The following is a 9,939-nucleotide window of genomic DNA, read 5'->3' on the forward strand; positions in this document are numbered from 1 at the left end:
ATCCATTCACCATCGGCTTCTGGCTCTGGCTGGCCTACAAGCTGGGCAGCCTGATGCTGGGGATTTCCCCCCACGAGGTGGCAGCGGGCAGCGCAGCGCTGGAAGCCGCTTCGGCGAGCGCCGGTTTCGATGTCATGGGCTGGCTGGAGCGCTTTGGCTGGCCCGCCGTGCTCGGCATGGGCATTTTTGCCGTGGCCGGCTCTGCCGGCGGCTATGTGTTGGTCAAGCTCATCTGGCGCTTTCGCGTCTGGTTCAAGCGGCGCGTCCAGCGCCATGGCCGCTAGCGCCGGACACAGCCTGCGCGACAATCCCTTCACCCCTTTTTTTGGAACGACATGATGAGCACTTCCAGCCCCGCAGCGATCGCGACCCTGCCCGCCACACCGTGTTACCTGAACGGCGAATACACCGCCCTGCGGGACGCCAGGGTCAGCGTGATGGACCGTGGCTTCATCTTCGGTGACGGCGTCTACGAAGTGGTGCCGGTGTATGCCGGTCAGCCCTTCCGCTTTGCCCAGCACATGGCGCGGCTCGACCGCAGCCTGGCGGAGCTGCGCATCGTCAATCCGCTGTCCCATGCCCAGTGGCACGAGGTCACGTTCAAGCTGGTCGCCGACTACGCGCTGCAGATGCACACCGCGCCGGAAAAAACCGACCAGCTGGTCTACATCCAGATCACCCGTGGCGTGGCGCTGCGCGACCATGTGATGCCGCCCGACCTGACACCTACGGTGTTTGTCATGACCAACACGATGAAGCCCCCGACGCCCGAGCAGCGCGCGCACGGTGTGGCCTGCGTCACCGCGGACGACTTCCGCTGGAGCAAGGCCCACATCAAGAGCACCAGCCTGCTGGGCGCGGTGTTTGCGCGCCAGATCAGCGCCGACGTGGGCGCCGTGGAAACCGTGATGTTCCGGGACGGCTTCCTCAGCGAAGCCGCCGCCTGCAACGTCTGGGTCGTCCAGGGCGGCAAGGTGCTGGGCCCGCCCAAGAACAACCTGGTGCTCGAAGGCATTCGTTACGGCCTGATCGAGGAAATATGCCGCGATGCCGGCATCCCGTTTGAACTGCGCCGGGTCAGCCGCGAGGAAGTTTTTGCCGCCGACGAGTTGCTGCTGTCGTCGGCGACCAAGGAAGTGCTGCCCGTTACCTCGCTCGACGGCCAGGCCATCGGCAGCGGCCAGCCCGGCCCGGTTTACGCCAAGCTGCACGCGGCCTACCAGCGCGCCAAACAGGCGCAGACGGACAAGACATGAACACCCCACCGAAACCGCCCGCGCCAGGCGAAACACCGCGCCAGGAATCGCTGATCGAGTACCCCTCGCTGTTTCCCATCAAGGTCATGGGCGAAAAGGTCGACGGGCTGGTGCATGCAATCACCATGGTCGCCCACCAGTTCGACCCGGCGTTTGATGCCACCACCATCGAGTTGCGCGAAAGCAAGGGCGGCAAATACCTGGGCGTGACCATCACCGTCACAGCCACCTCCAGAGAACAGCTCGACGAGCTGTACCGCACGCTGTCCACCCACCCCATGGTCAAGGTGGTGCTGTAAAAATGATGCCCCCACGCTCCGCCGCTGCGCGGGTCGCTGCCCCCCGAGGGGGCTGGCCTTGCTTGGGGCGGCCCGGCGCGGCGGCCGTATCGTGCTGATCCGCCAGCTCGGCCGGGTGGACTACCTGCCCACCTGGCAGGCCATGCAGGCCTTCACCGCCAGCCGCCGCGAAACTTCAAGCCAAATCGGCCTCCAGCCCAATCTGGACGTGCGCGACCAGCTATGGATTTGTGAGCACCCGCCGGTCTACACGCAGGGGCTGGCCGGCAAGCCTGACCATGTGCTGGCCCCCGGCGACATTCCGGTGGTGCAGACCGATCGGGGTGGCCAGGTCACGTATCACGGCCCCGGCCAGGTGCTGGCCTACCCGCTGATCGACCTCAAACGCGCCGGGTATTTCGTCAAGGAATATGTCTACCGCATTGAAGAGGCGGTCATCAAGACGCTGGGGCATTTCGGCGTAACCGGCCACCGCGTCGCCGGTTCGCCCGGCATCTACGTGCGCCTGGACGACCCGGCCTCACACGCCGCACTGACCGGCCCGCGCGATCCGCTGGACCCGTTTCGCGGCCTCGGCAAGATCGCCGCGCTGGGCATCAAGGTCAGCCGGCACCGCACCTACCACGGGGTCGCGCTCAATGTGGCGATGGACCTCGAACCCTTTTCCCGTATCAACCCCTGCGGCTATGCCGGCCTGACCACCACCGACCTTTCTACAATCGGGGTATCGGCAAGCTGGCAAGAGGCAGCAGATGTGCTGGGCCAAAAGCTCACGACCTATCTGGCACCCTGAAGCCACCCCCTCCAAGGCAAACACCCATGAGCACCCCAGAAGCTGTCAATCCTGTTGTTCGCGACGTCCAGAGCCAGGAGGCCTACAACCCGCTGGCCAAGCAGAAGGCGGCGGCCAAGCTGTCGCGCATCCCGGTCAAGGTGGTGCAGGGCGAGCTGCTCAAAAAACCCGAGTGGATTCGCGTCAAGGCCGGCAGCCCGAGCACGCGTTTTTACGAAATCAAGGACATCCTGCGCAGCAACAAGCTGGTGACGGTGTGCGAAGAAGCGTCCTGCCCCAACATCGGCGAATGTTTCGGCAAGGGCACGGCCACTTTCATGATCATGGGCGACAAATGCACGCGCCGCTGCCCGTTCTGCGACGTCGGCCATGGCCGGCCCGACCCGCTGGACGTCAACGAGCCCGAGAACCTGGCCAAAACCATTGCGGCGCTCAAGCTCAAGTACGTGGTGATCACCAGTGTGGACCGTGATGACCTGCGCGACGGTGGCAGCCAGCATTTTGTCGACTGCATCACGCGCATTCGCGAACTCTCGCCCTCCACCACCATTGAGATCCTGGTGCCCGACTTCCGCGGCCGCGACGACCGTGCGCTTGAAATCCTGAAAGCCGCGCCGCCCGACGTGATGAACCACAACCTGGAAACCGCGCCGCGCCTGTACAAGGAAGCGCGCCCCGGGTCGGACTACCAGTTCTCACTGAACCTGCTGAAAAAGTTCAAGGCCCTGCACCCGGCCGTGCCGACCAAAAGCGGCATCATGGTCGGCCTGGGTGAAACCGACGAGGAGATTCTGCAGGTCATGCGCGACATGCGTGCGCACAACATCGACATGTTGACCATCGGCCAGTACCTCGCACCCTCGACCAGCCACCTGCCGGTGCGGCGTTATGTGCACCCCGACACCTTCAAGATGTTTGAGGCCGAGGCCTACAAGATGGGCTTCACCCACGCCGCCGTTGGCGCCATGGTGCGCAGCAGTTACCACGCCGACCAGCAGGCCCATGCCGCAGGCGTGGCCGATACCCTCTGACACCATGATCGTGCCGCAGAGCCCGCTCTCGCTGCGCCACTACGGCGCCTCACATGGCAGCCATGCGCACACGCACTTCCAGGTGCTGCTGGGTCTGGATGGCGTGCTGGAGCTGGAAGTCCAGGGCCGCGGCCAGCGCATCGGCACCGGCCAGGGCTGCGTGATAACGCCCGGCGAACGCCACGACTTTGAAGCCCGCAGCGGCAGCCGCTGCCTGGTGCTCGACACGACACACGCCGGATGGGCGCATTGCCCGCCCCAGCCTGCGCAGCCAGCGCACGCCCTTGCGCTGGCCCGTTACCTGGCGCAAGCCATGCAGCAAACAGCCAGCCTCGCGCAGCAGTACGGCCCGCTGCTCCTGCTTGATGCCTGGCGCGCGCCCGGCCCAGCAGCCAGGCGTTATGAGCGCCCGATTGACTGGGACCAGCTCGCCGTGTGGACCGGTCAACACCTGCACGAATCGCTGCACGTGGCGCAACTGGCGCAGCAGGTTTTTCTGAGCTCCTCGCGGTTTGCAGAGCGCTGCCGGCGCGAGACCGGGCTCAGTGTGATGCAGTGGCTGCGCAGCCAGCGGCTGGCGCTGGCCCTGCAGCTGCGCGACGGCGGCCTCAGCGTGGCCGAAACCGCGCGGCGTTGCGGCTACCAGTCGCCCTCGGCATTGACCGCCGCCTTGCGCCGCGTGCGGTCTCACTGACAAGCCAGACCGTTGCCTTGCGACGGCAAACCCTGCTTGCGCGACGATGCCGCAGGCGGCACCCGACTATGCTTGCGCCATGCCCGCCAACCTCTACGCTTTGGGCGCCATCGCCCTGTGGGCCAGCCTCGCCTCGCTGGGCGTCTCGCTGCGCCACGTTCCGCCCTTTCTGCTGACCGGCCTCGCATTGCTCGCCGGCAGCCTGCTGGCGCTGCCCTTTGTGCTGAAAGACCGGCAGCAGTGGCGCATCCCGGCCAGCACGCTGCTGCTGGGCGTGTACGGTTTGTTCGGTTTTCATTTCCTGCTGTTCATCGCGCTGCGCCATGCGCCGCCGGTGGAGGCCAACCTGGTCAACTACCTGTGGCCGCTGTTCATGGTGGTGCTGGCGCCGCTGTTCCTGCCCGGTGTGAGGCTGCGCGCCGGGCATGTGGTGGCGGCGTTGCTGGGTTTTGCCGGTGCGGCGGTCGCCATTCTGGGCGCGCGCATGGGCGCTGCTGGCGAAGGCTGGGCCTGGGGCTACCTGCCGGCGCTGGGCTCGGCTTTCATCTGGGCCAGTTATTCATTGCTGACGAAACGGGTGCCGGCGTTTCCGACCGCGGCCATCGGCCTGTTCGGCCTGGTCTCGGGCCTGCTCTCGCTGCTGTGCCACTGGGCGCTGGAGCCGTCCGTGGCCCTGTCGGGCAGCGACGGGGCCCTGATCGCGGTGATGGGACTGGGCCCGCTGGGCGCGGCGTTTTTTCTGTGGGACCGGGCGCTCAAGCTCGGCGATGCGCGGCAGATCGGCGTTTTGAGTTACCTCACGCCGCTGGGCTCCACCGCACTGCTGATGCTGGTCAGCGGCCGTGCGCTGAGCTGGAGCATTGGCCTGGCGGCGGCCATGATCATTGGCGCCGCCGTACTGGGAACACGAACCAAATAAGCGAAGCATGGAAGGGGGCGACGCCATTCTGGACTCATTGCCCGACCTTCAGTGTTCTGGAGAAAAAGTCGGCGACCTGGCCATGAAGCGCCGGCAGGCTGGCACTCCGGTTGAATGAGCCGGGATCACTCAGCAGGCGAGCCGCAATGCTTCCAGGTTCCCATGGCGGCATGGGCGAGAGCATCGCGCCGTGGCTGCCTTCGGCGAGATTCATGATGACTTCGCAGCGGGGTTCACAGGAACGTCGAATGGCTTCCACATGGAACGCAGGTATCTGGTTCACGTCCTTTGCCGCAATGACCAGGCCCAGTGGAATCCGGGGATTGGCCAGCGATTCTGGAATGAAATCTGCCGCAAACGGCACCATGGCGACGGCAGCCTTGATACGGGAATCGGTGTATCGCTGCACAGCCTCGTCCGGGAATCGCCATGCGATGAGGCGTTTGGCCAACCAGAGCTTTGGCCCATCCAGCCAATCGCCCTGAAGCAGGGTCTTGAAGCCGACGCACGACGAGAAGTCGCGCTCGATGTTTCGCTCGCAATGATCCCGAAAGCGCGCGAAGGACCATTGACCGCCGGCCAGTGTCAGAGCGGTATGGCCACCTGCGGAACCGCCAAACACCCCCACAGAATCAAGAGAAAGCAGGCCGGCCAGTCGCGCGCTGTCAGCCACTGCGTCAATCGCCCGACTGATTTCAGGTGGACGCTTGACCCAACTGGCAGGGCCGGGATCGGACGGGTCCAGATAGTTGTCGCCATGGTGTTGAGGGATTGCGACGACGAAGCCGCGCTGTACCAGGACGCGAGCCAGGTCGGTGTGTACCCAGGGCGAACCGCCTGATCCATGCGAAATCACAATGAGCCGACCGTTGCCTTTGATGGCTTGTGCATCGCTGGCCCAGCGCAGTTCAAACGGCCCGCGTTTGGCCGGCGCCTCTGCCGCCTCCGTCGGATAGAAGATGGTCGTATGGCCGCCATCTTGCTGCGGCAATTGCATAAACCCCATATTTGGCGCTTGCGCATGGCAGATCGACGTGTGCGCCAGTAGACAGGTCGTCAGTGCGGCAATGAGGAGTTGCTTGAGGTGTTGCATGGAGTGACCTTGAATGGAAGACAACGGTGAACAAACGGGGGGGTCTAACGCAAGGAAGGTGCGCGCTCGACGACCGGGCCGGACAGCGTACCCAGGAACAAGGCGAGGTCACTGATCTCCTGCGCGGACAACTGGATGGGTTTGCGCTCGGTGTGGCCGGGCTTGCCGTGCGCCAGTTCCGAATGCCCGACCGTCGCGGCAGGCGCCCGGACGTAGTGCATGAGTACTTCGTCCAGGCTCGAGAACTGCCCGGCATGCATGTACGGCGGGCGCAAGGCAGCGTTGCGCAGGCTGGGCGTCTTGAAGGCAGCCTCCAGCCCGGCCCCGTCGGTGGTCATGAAGGCCAGCTCCTGGCAGGCCTCGGCCTTCGCATCGCTGAACGGGCCCAGACAGTTGAACTCGTCCTGCTTCACTTTGAGGAGCGCCGCCGCGCGGCCGTGGTCGGGCTTGTTCGCATCGCGCTGTGGCACGCCGGTGTTGTGGAAGGCCTGGTCCGTGAACATCGGCCCGTTGTGGCAAGTGACACATTGCGCTTTGCCGATGAAAAGGCGCAACCCGTTCAGCTCCTGCGGCGTCAGCACCCGCTGGCCCGATGGGTCGCGCGCGGCGACGGCGTTGGCATACTTGTCGAAGCGGGCCTCGCCATAGGCCAGCGTCTTCTCGTACGCGGCGATGGCTTTGCCCATGTTCGCAAAGACGCGGCTGATCTCGTCACGCCGCTCGCGCGGCAATGCATCCCAGGCGGCGCGCTCCGCGGCGCTTCCTTGCGGGCCCGCGTCTTGCGGTGCGTCCCCGAACCTGGGCATGGGTCCGAAAAGCGCTTCGTATTCGAGCTTGTAGTGCGACTGGATCAGGCGCGCGTAGCGTGTGCGGTTGCCGCCATGCTCGACGCCGTCTTCCAGCGGCCCGAGTGCCTGCGCCCACGCACTGTCCTTGCGGCCGTCCCAGAACAGCCAGGGGCTGTGGCCGACGCCAACGACAGGCATCGCCCGGCGCGAGCCTGTACCGACACCGCGGCTCACCGGTAGCCCGTCCTGGAACTGTTTGTCCGGCGAGTGACAGCTGGCGCAGGAGACCTTCCCGTTGCTGCTGAAACGCACGTCGCCAAACAGGCGTTTGCCCAGTTGCACCGCGGCGTCCTTGCCGTCAACGGCGTTCGATGGATCAAGCGGTGCCGGTGCGAGCTTGCCCAGGCGCAGCGTATTGATCACCGCCGTTTCATGGACGGACCAACTCGCCTGGCTGGCGTCGCGCACGACCGCGGGTGGTCCGGCCAGGGCGTTCGTCGCCGCGGCGGTCAGCATCAGGCCGATGGCGGGAACTGCAAGGAGGCGGGTGAAACTGCGCATGATGTTGTCCTGTTTTGGCCTGCCGCTGATCAGCGGGATGTGGCCGGATCGCGTACGACGGTGTTGAACGTGACCGTGTCGGCGCCCCGGGACGCATCGATGGCCAGCTTGATCTCCCACCAGCCGGTCATGCTGAACTTCATGCCTTCGATCAGATACGTGCCACTGGCAAGTTCGCGCCTGACCAGCGGCTGCGTGGGCAGGCCGTGGCCGTGCTGGGGCATTCCCCCATCGACGGTAATACGCGCCTGGCTGACCGGCGCGCCATCGGGCGCGGCCACCTTGACTTGCCACGTGTGCATGGCGTTGATCGCGGCCGGGGCGGGCGGGGGCACCAGCGTGACGACGTAGCGGTCCTGGGCGCTCTGGTGTGCAAGAGAGGTGTCGAGGTCCTTGGGCGGGGCCATGCAGCCGCTGGTCGAGAGGGTCAGGATGCTGCAGAGGATAGAGGTTGCGAATACGTTCATGATGAGTGGGCTCCGGGAAGTTCTGCGGTTGAGGAAATGTCGAAGTTCAGTGGCCCTTGATCTGCTGTTGCAAAGCAAGGGCAAGGGGCGCGCCGCGCGGCATTGAGTTGCGCTTTCATCGCTGGCAAAATGTAGGCGCCGGTTCCCAGTCGGGGCGACGCACCTTCCGTGGATGGTTCGTTTTGTTTGTTCATGGGAGCAGATTCTGTCAATCACCTCCTGAACCGGCTTGAACGAAAGGGCTGACTTGATACAGGGTTCGCATGCAACGGCTTTGGGCGTCGGCTTGATGGCGGACCCGGGCTTGCGCTTGACTGGCCAGTCGGGCCGAATGGTGGGCCATGTCTACTTCTGGCAGGGTGGCAGCCTGTGGATCGGCACAGGAATGGGTCGCACCGACTGGCATGATCACCATGCCCACCAGATTTCGTTTTCCCTGGGCGGCACCTTCCAGTTTCGCGCCCATGCCACACAAGCCTGGCAGGACTACGTGGGCTCCGTTGTGCCGTCACACCAGAAGCATCAATTCGAATGCGATGGCCAGATCGCGCATGTCTTCATAGAACCGGAGACCGTGGAGGGGCGCGCGCTGCGAGCCCGCTTTACTGGCTCTGGCATCACGGCACTGGCTGAACCCGAGTGCCGCGGCACCATCGCCATGCTCATCGATGCGCTGCAGAGAAGCGCGGGAATCGACGAGACGATCTCCGTGGCCCGCACAGCGGTTGCTGCACTCGTGCGAGCGTCGTCTCCCGATGCGGCCGTGGACGCGCGCGTGATCAGGGTGATCGAGTACCTCAGGTCCCGCGTGCGTCATCCTTCGTCGCTGGCCGATGCTGCCGCAGTTGCCGCACTGTCGCCAGGACGCTTCAGGCACGTTTTCGTCGAGGAAACCGGGACATCGTTTCGCGCCTATGTGCTGTGGCTTCGTCTGCACGCAGCCATAGAGACGGCGATGGCAGGTGAGTCATGGACCACCGCCGCACATGAAGCGGGCTTCGCGGACTCCGCCCATCTGACGCGTACGTTCAAGCGCATGTTCGGCATCAATCCGACGACGCTGGTGACGTCATAAGCCCGGACGCGAGGACGCCGCAGGCGGCGAAGATGGCCGTGCGCTGAGCTGGAGCATTGGCCTGGCGGCGGCCATGATCATTGGCGCCGCCGTACTGGGAACACAAACCAAATAGGGCCACAGCCCTTGTTGGTCGTGCGCCAGCAGCTACTCTTTCAGTAGCAACTGAACACTCAGGCCGAGCTCGGCGTTGCGCACCTCCAGCTGCGCACCATGCGCCTGCGCCACCAGCCGGCACAGATACATGCCCAGCCCCACGCCGCCGGTGGCGCGCTGGCGAGCGCTGTCGGTGCGAAAGAAGGGTTCGGTCAGTTGCGCCAGCTGTGCGGCATCCACACCGGGGCCGAAGTCGCGCACCGCCAGCAACACACCGTCGTCCTGGCGGGTGAGCGTGATGCGCGGCGGCTGGCCGGCCTCCGCGCTGTAGCGCAGGGCGTTGTCGAGCAGGTTGCGCAGCAGCAGGCGCATGCGCATGCGGTCCAGCGCCAGCGCGGGCAAACCGGCCGGCAGGTCCAGCGTCACCGCCGCGGCGCCCGGCATCTCGGCCACCACCTCGCGCACCAGCGCGGCCAGGTCCACCGGTTCGCGCTGCAGCGTGGCATGCGGGCTGGCCAGGCGTTCGCTTTCGAGCAGGTCGCTGATCAGGTCACGCATTTCGCCCAGGTCGCGCAGCAGCGCGGCGCGTTCGGGCTCGCCCGCGCCGCTGCCGTCGGGCGTGGTGGGCAGCAGTTCGGCATTGAGGCGCGCGCGGGTCAGCGGCGAACGCAACTCATGGCTGAGCGCCAGCAGCAGGCCGCGTTTGGCGTCCAGCATGCCCTTGATGTCACGCGCCATGGTGTTGATGCGCTGCGCCAGGTCGCCCAGTTCGTCGCGCCGGCGCAGCGGGATGGGGGTGTCGAAGTCGCCGCGGCCGAAGCGCTCGGCCCCCGCGCCTATGTCGTCCAGCGGCCGCAGCAGGCGCCG

At 65.5% G+C, this 9,939-nt stretch carries 13 protein-coding genes; 8 read left to right on the forward strand and 5 right to left on the reverse strand.

The features are described from left to right. The 7 genes from PSV33_RS15015 to PSV33_RS15045 form a co-directional block, all read left to right on the forward strand. The coding region (locus PSV33_RS15015; RefSeq protein WP_300563029.1) for a DUF2062 domain-containing protein at positions 1 to 284 on the forward strand (284 nt) is incomplete at its 5' end. Positions 285 to 338: 54 nt separating this feature from the next. After that, positions 339 to 1,256 carry a D-amino acid aminotransferase gene (locus PSV33_RS15020; protein WP_300563031.1) on the forward strand — a complete coding sequence of 306 codons (918 nt, stop codon included), beginning with the start codon at positions 339 to 341 and terminating at the stop codon, positions 1,254 to 1,256. Continuing rightward, the gene (locus tag PSV33_RS15025; RefSeq protein ID WP_293596160.1) at positions 1,253 to 1,555 is read left to right on the forward strand and encodes a DUF493 family protein; all 303 of its coding nucleotides are present in this window, start codon (positions 1,253 to 1,255) and stop codon (positions 1,553 to 1,555) included. The genes PSV33_RS15020 and PSV33_RS15025 overlap by 4 nt, the downstream gene beginning before the upstream one ends. Positions 1,556 to 1,697: 142 nt before the next feature. Then, positions 1,698 to 2,348, forward strand: coding sequence for a lipoyl(octanoyl) transferase LipB (gene lipB / locus PSV33_RS15030; RefSeq protein ID WP_300563046.1), 651 nt, complete (start codon positions 1,698 to 1,700; stop codon positions 2,346 to 2,348). A gap of 26 nt (positions 2,349 to 2,374) precedes the next feature. Next, complete coding sequence (gene lipA / locus PSV33_RS15035) at positions 2,375 to 3,379, forward strand: lipoyl synthase (protein WP_300563033.1); 1,005 nt, start codon at positions 2,375 to 2,377, stop codon at positions 3,377 to 3,379. 4 nt (positions 3,380 to 3,383) lie between these two features. After that, positions 3,384 to 4,073, forward strand: a complete 690-nt coding sequence (locus PSV33_RS15040; RefSeq protein WP_300563035.1) for an AraC family transcriptional regulator — start codon at positions 3,384 to 3,386, stop codon at positions 4,071 to 4,073. Between the two features lie 79 nt (positions 4,074 to 4,152). Continuing rightward, positions 4,153 to 4,992 (forward strand): DMT family transporter, encoded by an 840-nt coding sequence (locus tag PSV33_RS15045; RefSeq protein ID WP_300563037.1) that lies wholly within the window; start codon positions 4,153 to 4,155, stop codon positions 4,990 to 4,992. Positions 4,993 to 5,026: 34 nt separating this feature from the next. On the opposite strand, the gene PSV33_RS15050 is transcribed toward PSV33_RS15045, so the two are convergent. From PSV33_RS15050 to PSV33_RS15065, 4 genes are read right to left on the reverse strand one after another with little or no spacing between them, the layout of a single operon-like run. Next, a complete protein-coding gene (locus PSV33_RS15050) occupies positions 5,027 to 6,085 on the reverse strand; it encodes a dienelactone hydrolase (RefSeq protein ID WP_300563039.1) in 1,059 nt (352 codons plus the stop codon). Positions 6,086 to 6,129: 44 nt separating this feature from the next. Next, complete coding sequence (locus PSV33_RS15055; protein WP_300563041.1) at positions 6,130 to 7,434, reverse strand: cytochrome c peroxidase; 1,305 nt, start codon at positions 7,432 to 7,434, stop codon at positions 6,130 to 6,132. A 29-nt stretch (positions 7,435 to 7,463) separates the two neighbouring features. Then, positions 7,464 to 7,901, reverse strand: coding sequence for a FixH family protein (locus PSV33_RS15060; RefSeq protein ID WP_300563042.1), 438 nt, complete (start codon positions 7,899 to 7,901; stop codon positions 7,464 to 7,466). Next, the gene (locus PSV33_RS15065; RefSeq protein ID WP_300563043.1) at positions 7,898 to 8,095 is read right to left on the reverse strand and encodes a hypothetical protein; all 198 of its coding nucleotides are present in this window, start codon (positions 8,093 to 8,095) and stop codon (positions 7,898 to 7,900) included. The genes PSV33_RS15060 and PSV33_RS15065 overlap by 4 nt, the downstream gene beginning before the upstream one ends. Positions 8,096 to 8,232: 137 nt before the next feature. Between PSV33_RS15065 and PSV33_RS15070 the strand changes: the two genes are divergently transcribed. Further along, positions 8,233 to 8,976: an AraC family transcriptional regulator gene (locus tag PSV33_RS15070; RefSeq protein WP_300563044.1), complete on the forward strand. Its 744-nt coding sequence runs from the start codon at positions 8,233 to 8,235 to the stop codon at positions 8,974 to 8,976. A gap of 147 nt (positions 8,977 to 9,123) precedes the next feature. On the opposite strand, the gene PSV33_RS15075 is transcribed toward PSV33_RS15070, so the two are convergent. Then, on the reverse strand, positions 9,124 to 9,939 hold an 816-nt coding region (locus PSV33_RS15075; RefSeq protein WP_300563045.1), incomplete at its 5' end, for an ATP-binding protein.

The sequence above is a fragment of the Polaromonas sp. genome (assembly GCF_029945895.1).
Lineage (GTDB): Bacteria > Pseudomonadota > Gammaproteobacteria > Burkholderiales > Burkholderiaceae_C > Polaromonas.